Source organism: Streptomyces sp. DI166 (assembly GCF_900091315.1).
Classification (GTDB): Bacteria; Actinomycetota; Actinomycetes; order Streptomycetales; family Streptomycetaceae; genus Streptomyces; species Streptomyces fuscus.
In genome coordinates this window covers 1-19,051 of sequence record NZ_FLSP01000127.1, presented here as the reverse complement: position 1 = coordinate 19,051, position 19,051 = coordinate 1, and the positions used below count along the sequence as shown (strand labels likewise).

General features: G+C 72.0%; 15 protein-coding genes. 10 read left to right on the top strand and 5 right to left on the bottom strand.

The features are described from left to right. From GA0115233_RS36220 to GA0115233_RS36205, 4 genes are all read right to left on the bottom strand, one after another. The coding region (locus tag GA0115233_RS36220) for a hypothetical protein (RefSeq protein ID WP_141689621.1) at window positions 1–1,309 on the bottom strand (1,309 nt) is incomplete at its 3' end. Between the two features lie 2 nt (window positions 1,310–1,311). Then, on the bottom strand, window positions 1,312–4,509 hold the full coding sequence (locus GA0115233_RS36215; protein WP_093724583.1) for a tubulin-like doman-containing protein: 3,198 nt from the start codon (window positions 4,507–4,509) through the stop codon (window positions 1,312–1,314). Window positions 4,510–4,590: 81 nt separating this feature from the next. Beyond that, entirely contained in the window at window positions 4,591–6,891 is a 2,301-nt protein-coding gene (locus tag GA0115233_RS36210) for a vWA domain-containing protein (protein ID WP_176712061.1), read from the bottom strand. A 348-nt stretch (window positions 6,892–7,239) separates the two neighbouring features. Continuing rightward, window positions 7,240–7,443 (bottom strand): hypothetical protein, encoded by a 204-nt coding sequence (locus tag GA0115233_RS36205; protein WP_093724581.1) that lies wholly within the window; start codon window positions 7,441–7,443, stop codon window positions 7,240–7,242. 177 nt (window positions 7,444–7,620) lie between these two features. Between GA0115233_RS36205 and GA0115233_RS36200 the strand changes: the two genes are divergently transcribed. From GA0115233_RS36200 to GA0115233_RS36185, 4 genes are all read left to right on the top strand, one after another. Beyond that, window positions 7,621–8,868: a sensor histidine kinase gene (locus tag GA0115233_RS36200; RefSeq protein ID WP_255310466.1), complete on the top strand. Its 1,248-nt coding sequence runs from the start codon at window positions 7,621–7,623 to the stop codon at window positions 8,866–8,868. A 95-nt stretch (window positions 8,869–8,963) separates the two neighbouring features. Continuing rightward, window positions 8,964–10,046 carry a hypothetical protein gene (locus GA0115233_RS36195; protein WP_176712060.1) on the top strand — a complete coding sequence of 361 codons (1,083 nt, stop codon included), beginning with the start codon at window positions 8,964–8,966 and terminating at the stop codon, window positions 10,044–10,046. Window positions 10,047–10,076: 30 nt separating this feature from the next. Then, on the top strand, window positions 10,077–10,757 hold the full coding sequence (locus GA0115233_RS36190; protein ID WP_093724579.1) for a response regulator transcription factor: 681 nt from the start codon (window positions 10,077–10,079) through the stop codon (window positions 10,755–10,757). Between the two features lie 58 nt (window positions 10,758–10,815). Further along, entirely contained in the window at window positions 10,816–11,994 is a 1,179-nt protein-coding gene (locus GA0115233_RS36185; protein WP_093724578.1) for a cytochrome P450 family protein, read from the top strand. Between the two features lie 264 nt (window positions 11,995–12,258). Here GA0115233_RS36185 and GA0115233_RS36180 read toward each other — a convergent pair whose 3' ends face one another. After that, entirely contained in the window at window positions 12,259–13,281 is a 1,023-nt protein-coding gene (locus tag GA0115233_RS36180) for a Gfo/Idh/MocA family oxidoreductase (protein ID WP_093724577.1), read from the bottom strand. Window positions 13,282–13,409: 128 nt separating this feature from the next. Between GA0115233_RS36180 and GA0115233_RS36175 the strand changes: the two genes are divergently transcribed. The 6 genes from GA0115233_RS36175 (at window position 13,410) to GA0115233_RS36150 (ending at window position 18,970) form a co-directional block, all read left to right on the top strand. Further along, a complete protein-coding gene (locus GA0115233_RS36175) occupies window positions 13,410–14,147 on the top strand; it encodes a GntR family transcriptional regulator (protein ID WP_093724584.1) in 738 nt (245 codons plus the stop codon). Window positions 14,148–14,340: 193 nt separating this feature from the next. Beyond that, entirely contained in the window at window positions 14,341–15,345 is a 1,005-nt protein-coding gene (locus GA0115233_RS36170; RefSeq protein ID WP_093724576.1) for a sugar ABC transporter substrate-binding protein, read from the top strand. Next, window positions 15,342–16,379, top strand: a complete 1,038-nt coding sequence (locus tag GA0115233_RS36165; RefSeq protein WP_093724575.1) for an ABC transporter permease — start codon at window positions 15,342–15,344, stop codon at window positions 16,377–16,379. The genes GA0115233_RS36170 and GA0115233_RS36165 overlap by 4 nt, the downstream gene beginning before the upstream one ends. Further along, window positions 16,376–17,146 (top strand): ATP-binding cassette domain-containing protein, encoded by a 771-nt coding sequence (locus tag GA0115233_RS36160; protein ID WP_093724574.1) that lies wholly within the window; start codon window positions 16,376–16,378, stop codon window positions 17,144–17,146. The genes GA0115233_RS36165 and GA0115233_RS36160 overlap by 4 nt, the downstream gene beginning before the upstream one ends. An 82-nt stretch (window positions 17,147–17,228) precedes the next feature. After that, on the top strand, window positions 17,229–18,377 hold the full coding sequence (locus GA0115233_RS36155) for an ROK family glucokinase (protein ID WP_093724573.1): 1,149 nt from the start codon (window positions 17,229–17,231) through the stop codon (window positions 18,375–18,377). Continuing rightward, on the top strand, window positions 18,374–18,970 hold the full coding sequence (locus tag GA0115233_RS36150) for a sugar kinase (protein WP_093724572.1): 597 nt from the start codon (window positions 18,374–18,376) through the stop codon (window positions 18,968–18,970). Before GA0115233_RS36155 ends, GA0115233_RS36150 begins: the two co-directional genes overlap by 4 nt. The last annotated feature ends 81 nt before the right edge of the window (window positions 18,971–19,051 follow it).

The following is a 19,051-nucleotide window of genomic DNA, read 5'->3' as shown; positions in this document are numbered from 1 at the left end:
CGGTGCGGACCGCGCCCAGCCCGAGCAGCACCAGGACGACGAGGACACCCCACACGCCCAGGGGGCTCAGCCCGGCGAGCAGGGCCGCCGTGGCCGCCCACAGGGCGGGCGGCACCGGGTCGGTGCCGATCGCCGGTGGCGGCGGTTCGCTCAGGCTGTCGAGCAGTTCGTCGGGGCAGATGCGGTGCAGCCGGTCCAGCTGTGCCGCGCTGCCGGTGGGCACCGCCCGCCCGGCGAAGTCCCGCAGCCAGGAGACGATCTCGGGCAGCGGGCGGCGTCTGCGCAGCCGCTGCACCACCTGGCGGCGCAGTTCCTCGCCGACCTCCTCCGGGCGGGTGCCGGGCACCAGGGGGAGCTGGACGCCCATCTGCGCGAGATGGTCACGGCCGTCCGCGTCGAGCCCCGCCCGCCCGTCGGCCCACTCGAAGGTCTGCTCGATGGCGTCCCGGTAGTCGGCCAGGGCGTACCCGGCCTCCCGCGCCGACTGCACCACGTCGTCCGCCGGATCGCCCGCCCTCAGCAGCCCCCGCCAGCCCGCCAGCACGTCCAGCCGGTCGTTGAGCCGGCCGAGCGCTTCGGCCGTGCGCCAGTGGGCCTGGCGCAGCACGCTGCCCTCCGGCAGGCACTCCTCCACCGACAGGTCCTCGGGTTGGACATCGCCGGTGAGGACGTCCAGGGCTCCGCCGGGAGCGGGCCCGGAGCGCAGCTCGTCCGGCGGCGAGACACAGGCGTCCAGGGCGTGCAACTGGGCGCGTATCAGGTCCTGTTCGGGCACCTCGTGCACAAGCAGTCGGAGGGCCGGGCTGGCGACGGCGCCCGGCAGGTCGCTCAGCGTGGCCATCGCCTCGTCGAACACCTCGGCCACGCGCAGCAGTTCGATGAGGGGTTCCAGCCCGGCGAGGTCGTCCGCGGCGATATCCGTGTCGGTCAGCGACAGCGAGCCCGCCTGGCCCGGCCGCCAGCCGATGCCCCGTACATCGCCGATCCACAGCGTGGCGGCGACGGGGGGACGCAACTGCGCGGGCACGCTCAGCACCCGCTCGTCAGGCCCCGGCAGCTCTCCCACCGCCAGGCACAGCAGGTTGCCCACCAGGGGGTTGGAGCACAGCCGTTCGTACGCGGCGTGGTGCGCGGGCAGCGTGTCGACCGAGTCGATGACGAGGACGCGCGAGACGTCCGCGGACCGTACGTGCGCCTCGCGCATCGCGTGGCGGAAGAGTGCTTCCAGGGCCCGCGGGTCCGTCACGTCCGTCCGGTCGTCGCGCAGGTTGATACAGACGACGAGCCGGTCGTCGGTGGAGCCGTTCATGGTCACTCTCCCCGCGGGTCCTTGGTCAGGTCGGCGCCGAAGCGCCGGTCGTGCACCGGGGGCTGGTAGGAGCCCGACGCGGGCTGGAAGGACTGGTGGAGTTTGCGCAGGGTCCAGCCGGACATCCGGTGCGCCCGGGGGAAGGGCAGGTCGAGGGCGCCCGGCAGTATCTCGTTCCAGAAGGCGGCCAGGTCGGCGAACCCGGCCGGCCGTTGCCCGTCCTCCTGGCGGGCCAGCACCTCCATCAGCCTGCTCTGCTGCGGCGCCACGTCGTGGACCAGCGTGTGGAACAGGCCGTGCGGGGGGATCGGCGACACCTCAAGCCCCAGGGGGGTCGTGGTCATCAGCTGCTCGCAGAACGCGTTGCGGATCCCGCCGCTGTCCTCGGCGAGCGTCCAGGCCTCGTACGCGCGCAGCAGGTTGCCCCAGCTGGACAGCCCGCCGCCGGGCGCGTCCAGCGGGCAGACCATCGCGGCGGAGTCCCGGTCCTGCAGGCCGATGCGGATCTGGCGCGGACTGGTGATGTCGCCGAAGACCTGCACCTGGTTGTTCCACATGGCGCACAGCAGCCGGTGCAGGATGTGCCGCCGGTCCGCGGCCGTGCCCATGAGGAAGTCGTATCCGTAGCCCAGCCGTTGACGCCATCTGAGATGGTCGCCCGGCTGCTCGGCGGCGAGCGCCTCGGCCCACAGGGTGAGGGTCTCGCGCACCTCGGGCACTTCCGTGAGGCTCATGGAGCTGCGGAAGAGCACCACCGTGATGGACTCCGTGGACACCGGCCGGAACTCGATCTGGCGTTCGCTGTCGCGCGGCAGCCGCATCTCGCGCTCCAGGAACCTGCGCACGGTCGAGTCGGAGGAGGTCGCCGGGTACACGATGAGCACCTTCAGCCGGCCGCTGCCCTCCGGTGAGAAGCCGACCGGCAACAAGGAGGCCAGCTTGTGCCGGCACTGTTCCAGCGCGTCGTCGCCGACCTGTCCGCCCCCGCCCGTGGCCGCCTCGGACAGCAGGGTGCCGAGGCGGGGCAGCAGTGGGCGCTCCTCCCGGTCGCCGGGCTCCACGAACAGCCGCTTGATGCGGTGCTGGAGCTGGTCCTTGATCACATGGACCGCGCGGCGCGGGTCGGACCGGGCCTCGCCGAAGGCGGCCCGCCACTGCTCGGAGCTGACCAGACGGCCTAGCAGGGCCCGTTCGTCGTCCGACTCGCGCAGTCCCTCGGCCAGCAGCAGACGGCGTACGACCGCCTCGTAGAACGAGGTCAGATCCGCCTGCGCGGGCAGCAGGTACGACACCCCTGTGCGGGGCCTGTACAGGTGCCGGGTGCGGGAGCTGAAGGAGGCGTGTTCCTCGTCCGCCTGCTCGCGGAAGGCGGCGAGGAGCGCGTTCAGTTCGGACTTGACGCCTGCCAGTGTGCGGTCCCAGCGCGGCGCGTGGTCGGCCCAGTGGCGGTGCCAGGTGCGCCGGGACTCCCACTGGTACCACGTGTCCTGCTCCTGGAGCACGGCGGTGACCTCGGGGTCCGTCCACTTGGCCTTGACCAGTCCGCCCATGCGGTCCCGGATCCCGCGGGGCTGCGGGGGACCGGTGGTCAGTCCGGGCGGGCGCTCGGGCTCCCGGCGCCGGTTCTCCAGCAGTCCGGCGAACCCGACCCGGTCCAGGCGGTCCTTGGCACCGGGATCCCCCAGCACCACCCGGTGCAGTTCGGTCACGTCGCACCGGCCCAGCAACTGCCGCACCCCGCGCACCGGGTCGAAGGCCGCCGCCAACTCGGCCACCCGCTGGCGCAGTTGCCGGTCCAGGTCGCCGAGCGCGTCCTCCATGGCGGTCTGCCGGGTGGCGAGCGCGTCGAGGATGGCCCGGGCTCCGGTCACCGGACGGGGTTCGTTGATGGGCAGACCGGTCCGGCTCCACAGCGGGTCGATGTTCGAGGCCGTGAAGAACTCACGGACGAGTTCCCGTCCGGAGCCGTCCGGAGGGCGCGGCGCCGCGTCCTGCTGGCGCAGCGCGGTGGCCTGCAGGCGTGAGGCGAGCAGTTCCGCCAGCTCGTCGACCGGCACGGTCATGGAGGCGACCAGGCTGGTCGACACCCCTCGGTGCCCGATGCCGGTCGGCGCCACGGCCGCCCGCTCGACGTTGGTGTTGATGAAGGAGTCGGCGAAGGACTGGTACAGATGGTCGCTGTCGTGGGTGCGGCCGTCGTCGTCGCCGAGTTCGGTGCCGAGCAGCGACATCACCAGCGAGACCACACTGCGGTGCAGGTCCTCGCGCTCGATGCCGGAGGTACGGCTGAACAGGAACGCGGTCTGCGCGGTCGAGGGGCGCAGCCGTACCGCGAGACCGCCCGGGTACTCCAGCCGCAACTGGCCCTGGGTGCCCACGTCGTCCAGGTTGTCCTCGGCGTCGGGCGCGTTCTGGTCGTCGACCAGACGGAACAGGTCCACCAGCGCCCGGCCGGCGTTGAGCCGTGCGGCCCGGCCGCCGCCGCGGCCGTCGTCGAACGCGGACGGCATCAGCACCAGCGGATAGATCTTGACCCGGTAGTGCGCCTCCTCGAAGGCCTGTCCGATCAGGTGGAGGTAGTCGTAGAAGAGGCCCGAGCCCGTGCCGCCGGCCACCGAGAAGGCCACGAACACATCGCAGCTGTCGGCCAGTGTGCCGCCCAGCGAGGTCAGGTCACCGCCCGACTTGCTGATCATCGAGATCGCCTCGCGCAGCGGCCCCATGGCGGGGCCGAGACCGCTGCGGAAGGTCTCGAACAGGGCCGCCCGGCCGACCGTGGGCAGCTGGCCGGCGCCCCGGATGAGCGGGGCGATGCGCGGCTCGCCGGAGCGGGGCGGCAGCCAGGAGCAGAGCGGTCCGGGCAGGTTGGTCCGCAGGCTGCGGGACACCTCCGGATAGGAGTCGAACCGCGGCAGCAGCCCGAACGTGGCGTGCGAGGTCCGGCTGTACGCGGCCTTCAGCGGGCCCTCGGCGCGCATGTGCGGCAGCCGGTTGAGTTCGGCCTCGTTGAGGTCGGCGTACACGAACTGCAGACAGTCCGGCAGTTGGTAGGGCAGCAGTTGGCGACCCCGGAGCACGGGGAACAGGCTGGTGCCGTCGGGGCCGCACAGCGCTTCGCGCAGTCTGTTCTCCAGTTCCGCGCCGATGAGGCAACCCGTGCCCCCGAGGCCGACGAAGAGCATCGGCTGATAGATCTTCACAGGGATTCACCTCGTGGGGACAGGGTGTACGCGCGCGGCTCACCGGCGGCCGGTCCGCGGGGTCCGCGGACGGCGCCGGCGTCAGAAGTCGTCGTCATAGGGCCGCCGGGCGGTCATCGTGGCGTTCTCGGCGGCCGATCCGCCCCGGCCGCGACTGTGCCGGTTCCGCCCCCTCGGCTGCTCCTTCGGCGCGGTCCGCTCGCTGCCTCCAGCTCCTCGGCGGGTACCGGCCGGACGCGTCGAGCGGCTGGTGGGGCGGTGGTCGGCGAACCCCAGGGACAGGCCGTCGGAGAGGGCGGAGCGATGGTTGCGGGCGACCACGATCCGTTTGCCGCTCGGCAGCCGGACGACGAGGCCGCCGTCGCCGGCCCGGCGCACCCGGTGCCGGCCCGGCGAGTCGTCCAGCAGGAGCCGCTGGCTGCCGCCGGTGGCGGCACGCAGCGAGAAGCCGAACTCGGAACCGGCGTGCGTGGGTGCCCGCAGGCGGCTGAGCTCCATGTCGCCGCGGTAGAGGATGAGTTGGATGTCCGAGGTGTCGCGGACCCGTCGGCGGTCCTGCCAGCGCAGTCCCAGCAGCACCGCCAGCGCCAGCACCAGCGCGGCCCCGGCGCCCACCTGCTTGCCGTACCGGTCGAGGAAGCCGGGGACCGGAACGACCTTGAGCCTGACGAAGGTTGCCGTGACGACCTGGCCGGAGGTCTCGTCCCGCAACGTCAGCCTGCCGGGCACCGCGCCGTGTTCCGCGTCCGGCGCGAAGGCGAGGCTCAGCGGCACGCGCACGGTCTTCCCGGCGGCCACGGTGATCTTCCTCGGGCTCACCGCGGGCGCGCCGCTCTTCGGGCCGCCGACCAGCGCCAGACTCAACCGGTGCGCGGTGTCGTCGTCGTTGCGCACTTCGATGCTGCCGCGCGCGGTGTCACCGGGGTGGACCTCGTGGTCCTCCAGCACGATGGCGCCGCTCAGCAGTGGCTCGGCGGCGGCCACCGCCGTGGGGAACGGGCTCTCGTCGCCCGCGATGCCCTCGCCGACCATCACCCCGGTGAAGGACAGAGCGCCGTCGGCGGTGCGCGGCACCGTGACGCGGGCGGAGAACTCCCCGTCGTGGGCGCGCGGATCGGCTCCCTTGCCGTCGTCGGCCAGGCGCACGGTGCGGGCCGGGAAGCCGTCGCCCGTCAGCTTCACCGACACCTTGATCCCGGCGAGCTGGGCGGGCTCGGTGAGTACGACGCCCTGCCGGGTCTGCAGGGTGACATGGGCGGTGACCTGCTGCCCGGCTCTCGGGGCGGGTGGGTCGACCACGATGTAGGAGCGCAGGACGCCCTGCCAGATCGCGGTGGCGGTGATCCGCTGCGCCGGTGCCCCGTCGAGCACCTCCACATGGACCCGCCAGGTGCCGGGGTAGGGGTTGCGGATGCGCAGTGCCTCCACCGGGCCGGACTGCCCGACCAGTTCGAACTCCGAGCCGTCGGCCTTGCCGTTCAGCGGCACCTTGTGGCCGCGCGGGTCGTAGTACGTCACCGCGACGTCGTCCGCGTTCTCCTTGATCACGTCGATGGTCCCGTCCGTCGCCACGGGCGGGATCGTCACTTCGAGATCGGCGCTGGACGTTACCGACTTCGCGTCACCGGAGGTCGTGCGCGCGCAGCGGGCGCCCGCGAAGGCGGTGAGCAGGACCTCGGCCACGTCGTCGGAGCCCTTGGTGACACGCGCGCCGGGGCGGGCGGAGGGCAGATCGGCGCAGCGGCTCTGGTAGCCGCCCTCCGCCAGCGCGTCGAGCTGCTTCTTGTCGATGGACGAGCCGAAGCCGAGGGGCCAGATCTGTACCTTCTCCGCCCGCGCCTGCGCGACCTTCTTCGCGAGCGCCTTCTCGGCGTTGGCGTTGCGCGAGGCGGGATCGTCGCCGTACGCGGGGCTGTCACTGACGTCGAGCCGTCCGTCGGTCAGCAGGAAGACGATCTTGGGGGTGCTCTCCTCGCTGTCGGAGAGCAGGGAGAGTGCCTGGGTCAGGGCCGCCGGGAAGTCGGTGCCGTTGCCCTCGGCGTCGGTGCGCCGGTGCAGCCGGGAGACGCAGGAGCTGAGCCGCTCCCGGCCGGCCGCGTCCGCGCGGGTCGGCGGGCACACGGTCTCGACGGGCCCCGGGCCCGATCCGGTCGCGCTGCCGAAGCCGACCACGGCGACGCGGGATCTCTCGGACACCTCGCCGAGCGCGAGCACCGCGGCGGCCGCCCGCTCCGCGGCGACATCGGCCTTGGACAGGCTCCCGGACTCGTCCACCAGCACGACGAAGTCGACCGGTTCCGGGCTCAGGGCCCGCTGATCTCCGTCGGCGTGGGCAGGCGGGGGAAAAGTCAGGGGCAGCAGTGCGAGTAAGAGGGCGCACATCAATATCGCCGCGCCCAGCGGGTCGTCCGGTCGAAATGCGGTGCGGCGTACGGAGCCTCGCGGCGTTCTTTTCTGCCGTGTCGACGAAGGGCAGGAGGCGCCCGTCATCATCGGCCCACCCCCCTGACAACCCGCGAGACCGTGCAGTAGTTGTAGCACCGGGCGATGACGGGCGGTAAGGGTTTGACCCAATTCGAAGAGTGCGACTGTTGATCGAAGAGAAATGGGGTGGGAATTCGCCCGGCGTTCGAATGCCAGTCCGCACGGGGGCGTAATTCGGAATCCCTGTTTCCGTGTTTGTTCGATGGAATTAGTTCATTCGTTCTGGTTTTCGATTGGAGTGCCCGCTCAAGTGCCCCGCCTCCGGCTCTCGGCCGCCGCGAACAGGGCGCCCGCCAGGACGAGCAGGGTGATGCTCGCGTACATCTCGTAGCCGTCCAGGAAGCCGAGCCTGTGCACCAGGCCCAGCTTCCAGTCGACGAACTCGTGCAGCAGGCCGGCCAGCCCCTGGAACAGGGCGACGACACCGAGGAACTCCAGTAGCGGCTTCATGGCACGAGCCTCGCCCCGCGGACCGGGCGCGCACATCGGCCGCGGGGCGAGCTGCCACCGACCGAAGTCCATGTTCCGGCCGCCCGCCGCGCCGAAAGTATGCGGTGCCGCGACTTTGGTCGACGATGCCGTCGCGGCTGCGGTGCCGCGGCGCCGGGCTGCGTAGATTTGACGACCGTGAGTGGTGAAACCCCGAGCCCCGAACCGCAGCCCTTCCCGGCGCAGCGCTGGCTGCTGCCCTCGGCCGTGGTCAAGGAGCTCGACCCCGACGGGGCAGGCCCCGGGCGGCGGCACCGGCGTACCGCGCGGGACTGGCTCGTCGACTTCAGCTGCTTCCTGGCGGCCGTCTGCGTCGGCCTGCTGTCCGCCGACACGATCGACCAGGAGAACATCCCCGGCGCCTGGGCCGCCGTCGACCAACTCCTCGGCGCGCTGGCCTGCGCGGCGGTCTGGCTGCGGCGGCGCTGGCCGCTGGGGTTCGCCGTGGCCATGCTCCTGGTCAACTTCGTGTCCGTGACCGCGAGCGGCGCCGGACTGGTCGCGACCTTCACCCTCGCCGTGCACCGGCCCTTCCGGTACGTGGCCTGGGTGAGCGGCGCCGCGCTGCCCCTGGCCGCGGTCTTCTACTGGCTGCGCCCCGACCCCGATGTGCCCTACCCGTGGGTGCTCTTCCTCGCCCTGATGCTGAACGCCGCCGTCGTCGGCTGGGGCATGTTCGTCCGGTCCAAGCGGCAGCTGATGCTCAGCCTGCGCGACCGGGCACGGCGCGCCGAGACCGAGGCCCAGTTGCGCGCCGAGCAGGCGCAGCGGCTGGCCCGCGAGGCCATCGCGCGGGAGATGCACGACGTCCTCGCCCACCGGCTGACCCTGCTCAGCGTGCACGCGGGCGCGCTGGAGTTCCGGCCGGACGCGCCTCAGGAGGAGATCGCCCGGGCCGCCGGTGTGATCCGGGAGAGCGCCCACGAGGCCCTCCAGGACCTGCGGGAGATCATCGGCGTACTGCGCGCGGGGGAGCGCGACGACAGCAGCCGGCCCCAGCCCACCCTGGGCGGACTGGAGTCACTGGTCGCCGAGTCCCGGGAGGCCGGGATGAAGGTCACCCTCGCCAACCGCGTCACCGACCCCGCCGCCGTCCCGGCCTCCGTCGGCCGCACCGCCTACCGCATCGCCCAGGAGGGCCTGACCAACGCCCGCAAACACGCACCCGGCGCCGAGGTCACCGTCACGGTCACCGGCGCCTTCGGCGACGGCCTGGACATCCGCGTCCGCAACCCGGCGCCGGAGCACGACGCGGCCCCCGTCCCCGGCTCCGGCCAGGGACTGATCGGACTCACCGAGCGCGCGACCCTGACCGGTGGCCGCCTGGAGCACGGCCCCACACCCGACGGCGGATTCGAGGTACGGGCATGGCTGCCCTGGGGGTGACAACTGCGCCCGGCGGGAACGCGGTTGACTTGCGAGGACGAATGGAAGACCTTTGATCGTTCCATTCGCGCAGGCATCGGAAGGACACCGGCTCAGTGAGCTTCGGGGGACCCTACAACCCGTACCCGCCGCCACCGCCGAACGGCGGGCCGTACCCACCGCCCCCGCCCCCGCACCCGCCCCACGGCGGGCCGTATCCGCCCCCGCCGTACATCCCGCCCCAGCCGAACCCGTACGGGCCCGGGTATCCGCCGCAGCCCCACCCCTACGGCCCTCCGTACCCGCCGCCGCAACCCGCGCCCACGACCCTGTTCGGCGCGCTCGGACGGCTGAGGGAAGCCGAATGGCCGCCCCTGCGCGTGCTGTTGCGGGGCGGGCAGCCCCGGATCCACGGCTGCACCTGGGCGGTGATCGCGCTGCCCTGCACCTGGTTCGTGACCCTGCCGCTGATGGCGGCCTACGTCTTCGCCCGCTCCGCCCGCGCCCAGGCGCACCGGTTCTTCCCGCCGCGCGGCCACCGGCGCATCGAGGACCCGGACATCGTGCGCGTGCAGCGCGTGCGGGCCTGGACGGCGGTCGCCATGTCCGTCCTGCTGCTGGTCATGTACGGCACGCCGGAGGACGTGAGCCAGGCGCAGGAGCAGTACATGATGCGGCTGGCCGTCACCCCGCCGCTGCTGCTCCTGAGCGCGCCGCTGGTGACCGCGTTCCTGTTCCGCATGGCCTCGCCCGAGGCGAAGGCGCGGATGCGGCCCCGGCTGCGCGCGGCCGGGCGGTCGGCGCTGCTGTACGTCGGTGCCGTCACCGGTGTACCGCTGTTCCTGGTCGGGAGCGTCTTCGTGGAAAGCCGGGTGGCGCCCGCGTCCGGCTTCCCCTGGATGCAGTTGCTCTGCATCCTGCCGTTCTTCTGGCTGCTGTTCTTCGTGGGGTTCGCCACCGGACCGGCCGTGCGGACCGGGTTCAACACCGCGGGCGTGCACGCGGCACTGCCCGCGCTGCTCACCGCCGTACTGGTGTGGGAGTTCTCGGTGATCAGCCTGGCCGCGGGCGGGCTGCCGCCGGGGCCGCCCCTGGTGCAGATCCTCGCCGTCGTCGCGGGGCCCGCCTCGGTGACCGCGGTGGTCCGCTGGGAGTTGCACCGGCTGCGTACCCGCTACGGCGTCGCCCTGCGCGCCTGACGCCCTGTCAACCGTGATTACGTGAGGCCCATGACTGCGATCAGACTTCTCCTCGTCGACGACGACCCGCTGGTCCGGGCCGGTCTGTCCCTGATGATGGGCGGCGCGGACGACATCGAGATCGTCGGGGAGGCCGCGGACGGCGCCGAGGTGGAGGAACTTGTCGAGCGCTTCCGTCCGGACGTCGTCCTGATGGACATCCGCATGCCCTCGGTGGACGGACTCACCGCCACCGAGCGGCTGCGCGGACGGCCCGACGCCCCGCAGGTGGTCGTGCTGACCACCTTCCACGCCGACGAGCAGGTGCTGCGCGCCCTGCGCGCGGGCGCCGCGGGGTTCGTCCTGAAGGACACCCCGCCCGCCGAGATCGTGGCGGCGGTACGGCGGGTGGCGGCGGGCGATCCCGTGCTGTCGCCCACCGTGACCCGGCAGTTGATGGAGCACGCGGCGGGCGGCGCGGCCGACACCCGGCGGGCACGCGCGCGTGAGCGTGCCGCCGCGCTGAACGACCGCGAGCGTGAGGTGGCCGTGGCGGTCGGGCGGGGTCTGTCCAACGCGGAGATCGCAAGCGAGCTGTACATGAGCGTCGCGACGGTGAAGACCCACGTCTCCCGCATCCTGACCAAGCTCGACCTCAACAACCGCGTCCAGATCGCCCTCCTGGCCCACGACGCCGGGCTACTGGAAGAACCTGGCGCGGACGGGCACTAGCGACGGCGCCCAGGCGTTGTCCGGGTGTCGGGGAGCGGTGCCGAGGGGGGAGCGGGGCATGCGGGAAGTCATTGATCTGGGGGAGTTCGGGGAGGACTTCCACAACGATCCGCATCCGGTGTACGAGCGGCTGCGGGCCAAGGGGCCCGTCCACTGGGTACGGCCGCCCGGGTGGGAGTCGGAGACCTGGCTGGTCGTCGGGTACCGGGAGGCCCGCGCGGCGCTGGCCGACCACCGGCTCGCCAAGGACGCCTCCAAGATCGGTCTTTCCTCCCTCGACGAGGAGATGATCGGGAAGAACCTGCTGGTCAGCGACCCGCCGCAGCACACCCGGCTGCGCGGGCTGATCTCCCGCGCGTTCACCGCGCGCCGCGTGGAGGAACTGCGCCCGCGCGTGCAGCGCATCACCGACGACCTCCTCGACGCGATGCTGCCGTACGGCCGCGCGGAGCTGGTGGAGTCCTTCGCGCACCCGCTGCCGCTGACCGTCATCTGCGAACTGCTCGGTGTGCCGGAGCTGGACCGCGCCGAGTTCCGCAAGATGTCCACCGAGGCGGTGGCGCCGAGCAGTTCGGGCAGTGAGTACGACGCCTTCGTGGGCCTGGCCGCGTACTTCACCGAGTTGATCGAGGACAAGCGGGCCGCGGGGCCGACCGGCGACCTGCTCAGCGAGCTGATCCGGACCACCGCGGAGGACGGCGACCGGCTCTCCCCGGAAGAACTGCGCGGTATGGCCTTCATCCTGCTCATCGCGGGCCATGAGACCACGGTCAACCTCATCACCAGCGGCGTGCACGCGCTGCTCACCCATCCCGACCAACTCGCCGCGCTGCGGGCCGACATGAGTCTGATCGACGGCGCGGTGGAGGAGATGCTGCGCTACGAGGGGCCGGTGCACAACGCCACCTTCCGGTTCGCCGCCGAGCCCCTGGAGATCGGCGGGGCCGCGATCGCGCAGGGCGACTCGGTCATGGTCTGCCTGACCGCGGCCAACCGCGACGCGGAGCACAGCGCCGCCCCCGACCGCTTCGACATCCACCGAGACACCCGCGGCCACGTCGCCTTCGGTCACGGCATCCACTACTGCCTGGGCGCGCCCCTGGCCCGCCTGGAGGCCCGCACGGCGATACGGACCCTCCTGGAGCGCGCCCCCGGCCTGGCCCTCGACGGCCCGCCCGGCGACTGGCTGCCGGGGATGCTGATGCGGGGCATGCGGAGCCTGCCGGTGCGCTGGTAGGTGGCGGGACAGATGCCGGGCAGACGCCGGGGGTCCCTGCGGTACGGACCGGTGCCGGGCAGACGCCGGGTGTCGCTGCGGTACGGACCGGTGCCGGGCAGACGCCGGGTGTCGCTGCGGTACGGACCGGTGCCGGGCAGACGCCGGGTGTCGCTGCGGTACGGACCGGTGCCGGGCAGACGCCGGGTGTCGCTGCGGTACGGACCGGTGCCGGGCAGACGCCGGGGGGCCCTGCGGTACCCGGCGCCGCCGTCGTGCCCCGGTTCAGACGCCCACGGCCTCCCGGCCTCCCGCGATCTCCGCCAGCCGTACCGGTCTGTGCTCGGCCCTCGACAGTTCGCAGGCCTCGGCGATGCGCAGGGCCTGGAGCGCCTCACGGCCGTCACAGGGGTTGGCGCGCTCGCCGTGGATGACCTCGACGAAGGCCGCCAGCTCGGCCTCGTACGCGGGGCCGAAGCGCTCCAGGAAGCCCGGCCAGGGCTTGTCGGCGGCCGGGGGACCGGTCGGTTCGGTGGAGGCGATCGGGGTGCGGTCGTCGAGGCCGACGACGATCGTGTCCCGCTCCCCGGCCAGCTCCATGCGGACGTCGTACCCGGCGCCGTTCAGCCGGGTCGCCGTCGCCGTGGCGAGGGTGCCGTCGTCCAAGGTCAGTACGACCGCCGCCGTGTCCACGTCACCCACGGCACGGAACATCGCGCCGCCCGCGTCGGTCCCGGCCGCGTAGACCTCGACCACCTCGCGCCCGGTCACCCAGCGCACGGCGTCGAAGTCGTGGATCAGCGTGTCCCGGTACAGCCCGCCGGACACCGGCAGGTACTCCGCGGGCGGCGGCGCCTGGTCGCAGGTGAGCGCCCGCACGGTGTGCAGCCGCCCCAGGCGCCCCGCGCGCACGGCCTCCCGCGCCCCGACATAACCGGTGTCGAAGCGGCGCTGGAAGCCCATCTGGAGGACCGTTCCCGCGGTCTCCACCTCGCCGATCGCGTGCAGCGTGCCCGGCAGGTCCAGCGCGATGGGCTTCTCGCAGAACACCGGAAGCCCCGAGCGCGCCGCCCGTCCGATCAGCTCGGCGTGCGCCGAGGTGTTGGTGGTGATCACCACCGCGTCCACGCCCCACTTGAAGATCTCGTCCACTCCCGGCGCCGCCGTCTCGCCGAGACGCAGGGCGAGTTCCGCGGCCCGTCCGGGGTCCGTGTCCGTGAGGATCAGCGAACCGACCTCACGATGACGGCTCAGGGTGTTCGCGTGAATCGTGCCGATCCTGCCCGTACCGATGACTCCGATGCGCATGGGAAAAAGGTGCGGCGCATCCGCCACCCTGTCAATGCGTATGTCCGGACAATCGAACTACACAACTTCCCGTCAACCGGCCACGGAGCTACGCTCGCCCCGTGCCGAAACCAGAAGTGGACCCGACCGTGTCGCTCGACCTGACCGTGGACCGGAGCAGCCCGGTGCCGTTGTACTTCCAGCTGTCCCAGCAGCTGGAGGCCGCGATCGAGCACGGCGCCCTCACCCCCGGCAGCCTGCTGGGCAACGAGATCGAGCTCGCCGCGCGACTCGGCCTGTCGCGCCCCACCGTCCGCCAGGCCATCCAGTCCCTGGTCGACAAGGGCCTGCTGGTGCGCCGCCGCGGCGTCGGCACCCAGGTGGTGCACAGCCAGGTCAAGCGCCCCCTTGAGCTCAGCAGCCTCTATGACGACCTGGAGGCCGCCGGTCAGCGCCCGGCCACCCAGGTGCTGGTCAACACCGTCGTCCAGGCCTCCGCCGAGATCGCCGCCGCGCTCGGGGTCCCCGAGGGCAGCGAGGTGCACCGGGTGGAGCGGCTGCGCCTGGCGCACGGCGAGCCGATGGCGTACCTGACCAACCACCTGCCCGGCGGGCTCCTCGACCTGGACACCGCCCAGCTGGAGGCCACCGGCCTGTACCGGCTGATGCGCGCCGCGGGGATCACCCTGCACAGTGCCCGCCAGTCCATCGGTGCCCGCGCCGCCACCGCCGCCGAGGCCGAGCGGCTGACCGAGCCCGAGGGCGCCCCGCTGCTCACCATGCAGCGCACCACCTTCGACGACACCGGCCGCGCCGTCGAGTACGGCGACCACATCTACCGGCCCAGCCGCTACTCCTTCGAGTTTCAGCTCCTCGTACGGCCGTAGTCGGCTCCTCGTACGGCCGTAGCCCCTCTCCTCATAAAGTCCGGACAAGTCGTAATGTCCGAACAATGCGACCCGTCGGCGTTCCCCGGCCGCGAGGTCCGTGATCCCTGTGCTTGATACTGGGGCGTTTGGGGCTGGTGTGGTCATCAGCCCCTTGCGTACGCAAAGAGCACAGCAAGAAGGGCACGGCCTCGTGGCACGGTTGAGGACCTGGGCAGGAATCGCGCTGGCGGGGGCACTGACCGTGTCACTGGCTGGCTGCAGCGACACCGGCGGCAAACGCGCCGAGGACGCCCGGAAGGCCGCGGCGGCCCAGGGGAGGGCGGCGGTGGACACACCCCGCTGGACCTTCGCGATGATCACCCACTCGGGCGACGGAGACACCTTCTGGGACATCGTCCAGAACGGCGCGAAGCAGGCCGCCGTGAAGGACAACATCAACTTCCTGTACTCCCACGACGACGAGGCCCAGCAGCAGGCCCAGCTCGTCGACGCGGCGATCGACAAGCAGGTCGACGGGATCATCGTCTCCCTCGCCAAGCCCGACGCCCTGAAGGCCTCCCTCGCCCGCGCCCGCAAGGCCGGCATACCCGTGATCACCGTGAACTCCGGCTCCGCCCAGTCCAAGGAGTTCGGCGCGCTCACGCACATAGGCCAGGACGAGACCGTCGCCGGTGAGGCCGTCGGCGAGGAACTGAACGCCCGCGGCCGCAAGAAGGCCGTCTGCGTCCTGCACGAGCAGGGCAACGTCGGCCACGAGCAGCGCTGCGACGGGATCAGGAAGACCTTCGACGGCACCGTCCAGAACCTCTACGTCACCGGCACGAGCATGCCGGACGTGCAGTCCGCCATCGAGGCCAAGCTCCAGGCCGACAAGTCCGTGGACGCCGTCGTCACCCTCGGCGCGCCCTACGCCGACACCGCCGTCAAGGCCAAGCGGGGCGCGGGCAGCAAGGCCGAGATCGACACCTTCGACCTCAACGCCAAGGTCGCCGCCTCCCTCAAGGACGGCACCCTGGGCTTCGCCGTGGACCAGCAGCCCTACCTCCAGGGCTACCAGGCCGTGGACCTGCTGTGGCTGTACAAGTACAACGACGACGTCCTCGGCGGCGGCAAGCCGGTCCTGACCGGCCCGCAGATCGTCACCGAGGACCGCGCCGCCGCGCTGGAGCAGTACACGCAGCGGGGCACCCGATGAGCGCCGCCACCGCCGCCCTGGACGAGCGGCTCGTCGAGACCTCGCCGCTCCGCCGGCTGCTCACCCGCCCCGAGCTGGGCTCGGTCGTCGGCGCGCTCGCCGTGTTCGTCTTCTTCGCCCTGGCCGCCGACGGCTTCCTGCGCGCCGCCAGCCTCAGCACGGTCCTGTACGCCGCCTCCACCATCGGGATCATGGCGGTGCCGGTCGCCCTGCTGATGATCGGCGGCGAGTTCGACCTCTCCGCGGGCGTCCTGGTGACGTCCTCGGCCCTGGTGTCGTCGATGTTCAGCTACCAGATGACCGCCAACACCTGGGTCGGCGTCGGGGTGTCCCTGCTGGTCACCCTGGCCGTCGGCGCCTTCAACGGCATCATGCTCACCCGCACCAAGCTGCCGAGCTTCATCGTCACGCTCGGCACGTTCCTGATGCTGACTGGCATGAACCTCGGGTTCACCAAGCTGATCGCCGGCACCGTCTCCACCAAGTCGATCGCCGACATGGAGGGCTTCCCCAGCGGTCACGCCGTGTTCGCCTCCACCCTCACCGTGGGCGGCGTCGACTTCAAGATCACCATCCTGTGGTGGCTGGCCCTGGTCGCCGTCGCCTCCTGGATCCTGCTGCGCACCCGCGCCGGGAACTGGATCTACGCCGTCGGCGGCAACCAGGACGCCGCCCGCGCGGTGGGCGTGCCGGTCGCCAAAACGAAGATCGGGCTCTACATGGGCGTCGCGTTCGGAGCCTGGATCCTCGGCCAGCACCTGCTCTTCTCGTACGACGTCGTCCAGTCCGGCGAGGGCGTCGGCAACGAGCTGATCTACATCATCGCGGCCGTCATCGGCGGCTGTCTGATCACCGGCGGCTACGGCAGCGCGGCGGGCTCCGCGGTCGGCGCCCTGATCTTCGGCATGACCAGCAAGGGCATCGTCTTCGCCGAGTGGAACCCGGACTGGTTCAAGTTCTTCCTCGGCGGAATGCTCCTTCTCGCGACCCTGCTCAACACCTGGGTCCGCAAGCGGGCGGAGGCGGTCAAGTGAGCCTCGTCGAGCTGGCCGAGGTCAGCAAGCACTACGGCAACGTCCGCGCCCTCGAAGGCGTCTCCCTCACGGTCGGAGCGGGGGAGGTCACCTGCGTCCTCGGCGACAACGGCGCCGGCAAGTCCACCCTGATCAAGATCATCTCCGGGCTGCACCCGCACGACGGCGGCGTCCTGCGCGTGGACGGTGAGGAGACCCGGCTCGCCTCCCCGCGCGAGGCGCTGGACCGCGGGATCGCCACGGTCTACCAGGACCTGGCCGTCGTCCCGCTCATGCCGGTCTGGCGGAACTTCTTCCTCGGCTCCGAGCCCCGCAAGGGCAAGGGCCCCTTCCGGCGCCTGGACGTCGCCCACATGCGCCGCACCACCTGGGAGAAGCTGCGCGCCATGGGCATCGACCTCCGGGACGTCGACCAGCCCATCGGCACCCTCTCCGGCGGCGAACGCCAGTGCGTGGCCATCGCGCGGGCGGTGCACTTCGGCGCCCGCGTCCTGGTCCTCGACGAACCGACCGCGGCGCTCGGCGTGAAGCAGTCCGGCGAGGTCCTCAGGCTGGTGGCGCGGGCCCGCGACGAGGGCCTCGGGGTTGTGTTCATCACACACAACCCGCACCACGCGTACCTCGTGGGCGACCGCTTCGTACTCCTGAAGCGGGGCACCATGGTGGGCAACCACGCGCGGGACGAGATCACGCTCGACGAGCTGACACGCCAGATGGCGGGCGGCAACGAGCTCGACGATCTCCGCCACGAGCTGGAGCGCGCCTAGCCGGTGAACGCCGTACGGGGAAAGGCACCGTGCCCTTTCCCCGTACGGCACCCCTGTCGTCGGTGAGGCACAATCAACCCCGATGAGCACCTACGGCACCTTCACCGCCCCCATCGGCTCCCGCCGCGCGCCGGCGCTGCGCACCGTCGGCACCCGGGAGCGCCGCTCCCATCTGACGGCGCCCCGCGTGCCCACCGTGGGCATCGACATCGGCGGCACCAAGGTGATGGCCGGTGTCGTCGACGCCGACGGCAACATCCTGGAGAAGGTCCGCGCCGAGACCCCGGACAAGTCCAAGAGCCCCAAGGTCGTCGAGGACACCATCGTCGAACTGGTGCTGGACCTGTCCGACCGGCACGACGTGCACGCCGTCGGCATCGGCGCGGCCGGCTGGGTCGACGCCGACCGCAACCGAATCCTGTTCGCCCCGCACCTGTCGTGGCGCAACGAACCCCTGAGGGACCGCCTCGCCGGACGGCTCGCGGTGCCCGTCCTCGTCGACAACGACGCCAACACCGCCGCCTGGGCGGAGTGGCGGTTCGGCGCGGGCCGCGGCGAGGACCACCTGGTCATGATCACGCTGGGCACCGGCATCGGCGGCGCGATCCTGGAGGACGGCCAGGTCAAGCGCGGCAAGTACGGCGTCGCCGGCGAGTTCGGCCATATGCAGGTCGTCCCCGGCGGGCACCGCTGCCCGTGCGGCAACCGAGGCTGCTGGGAGCAGTACAGCTCCGGCAACGCCCTGGTGCGCGAGGCCCGGGAACTGGCCGCGGCCGACTCCCCGGTGGCGTACGGGATCATCGAGCACGTCAAGGGCAACATCGCGGACATCACCGGCCCGATGATCACCGAGCTGGCCCGCGACGGCGACGCGATGTGCGTGGAGCTCCTCCAGGACATCGGCCAGTGGCTCGGCGTCGGCATCGCCAACCTCGCCGCCGCCCTCGACCCGTCCTGCTTCGTCATCGGCGGTGGCGTCTCGGCCGCCGACGACCTGCTGATCGGCCCCGCGCGGGACGCCTTCAAGCGCCACCTCACCGGGCGCGGCTACCGCCCCGAGGCCCGTATCGCGCGCGCCCAGCTCGGCCCCGAGGCCGGCATGGTCGGCGCCGCCGACCTCGCCCGGCTCGTCGCCCGCCGCTTCCGGCGCGCCAACCGGCGCCGGGTGGAGCGCCACGAGCGCTACGAGAAGTACGTCGCCGCACGTCGTGCCTCCCAGGGGTCGGCGTGAGCCCTGATCTGCCCCGTCAGGCCGAACCGGTGGACGAGGTGCCCGCCCGGCCCGCCGAGGACCGGCGGCACATGATCCGCCGCCGTGCCCTGACCCTGCTCATCATCGTGCTGCTCATCGGCGTCCCCGCCGGCTACCTGGTGATCTCCGCCAACCAGAGCCGCGACAGCGGCAAGGACAAGGAGGCCAAGTACGCCACGAAGGGGCTCACCGAGGGCTGGCCGTCCAAGCTGCAGCGCCGCCTGTACCAGGTGCCGGTACCGCACCCGGCGAACCAGGTCGCGCACTACGAGACCAACAACTGGCGCACCAGCCGCCTGTACGTCCAGTTCCAGACCACCCACGCGGGCCTGGACGCCTTCCTCGCCGAACTGGGCCTGAACCGGGACGACCTGAAGCTCGGCGACATCACCATCAGCACCCGCGACCAGCGGATCACCGGCTGGAAGTTCCATGGCGAGGGCGCCCGGCCGGGCGACAACTTCGGCGTCGTCCGCGCCCAGAAGAACCCGGCACCCACCCAGGACATAGTGGTCAACACGGGCAACCCGACGTTCCCCATGGTCTACGTCGTCTCCCGCACGGTGCCCTGACCGGGGCGCGCACGGTGGGCAACCGCCTTGCTGGGCCCGGCTGGAGCGCCCCGCCGGGCAGGGCTCCGCAGCACGGTGGGC

Excerpts from the sequence above, each read along its gene's own strand:
- GA0115233_RS36205 (WP_093724581.1), bottom strand. The coding sequence starts at position 7,443 with ATGAAGCCGCTACTGGAGTTCCTCGGTGTCGTCGCCCTGTTCCAGGGG.
- GA0115233_RS36180 (WP_093724577.1), bottom strand. The coding sequence starts at position 13,281 with ATGCGCATCGGAGTCATCGGTACGGGCAGGATCGGCACGATTCACGCG.
- GA0115233_RS36165 (WP_093724575.1), top strand. The coding sequence starts at position 15,342 with ATGAGCGCCGCCACCGCCGCCCTGGACGAGCGGCTCGTCGAGACCTCG.
- GA0115233_RS36190 (WP_093724579.1), top strand. The coding sequence starts at position 10,077 with ATGACTGCGATCAGACTTCTCCTCGTCGACGACGACCCGCTGGTCCGG.
- GA0115233_RS36155 (WP_093724573.1), top strand. The coding sequence starts at position 17,229 with ATGAGCACCTACGGCACCTTCACCGCCCCCATCGGCTCCCGCCGCGCG.
- GA0115233_RS36210 (WP_176712061.1), bottom strand. The coding sequence starts at position 6,891 with ATGTGCGCCCTCTTACTCGCACTGCTGCCCCTGACTTTTCCCCCGCCT.
- GA0115233_RS36185 (WP_093724578.1), top strand. The coding sequence starts at position 10,816 with ATGCGGGAAGTCATTGATCTGGGGGAGTTCGGGGAGGACTTCCACAAC.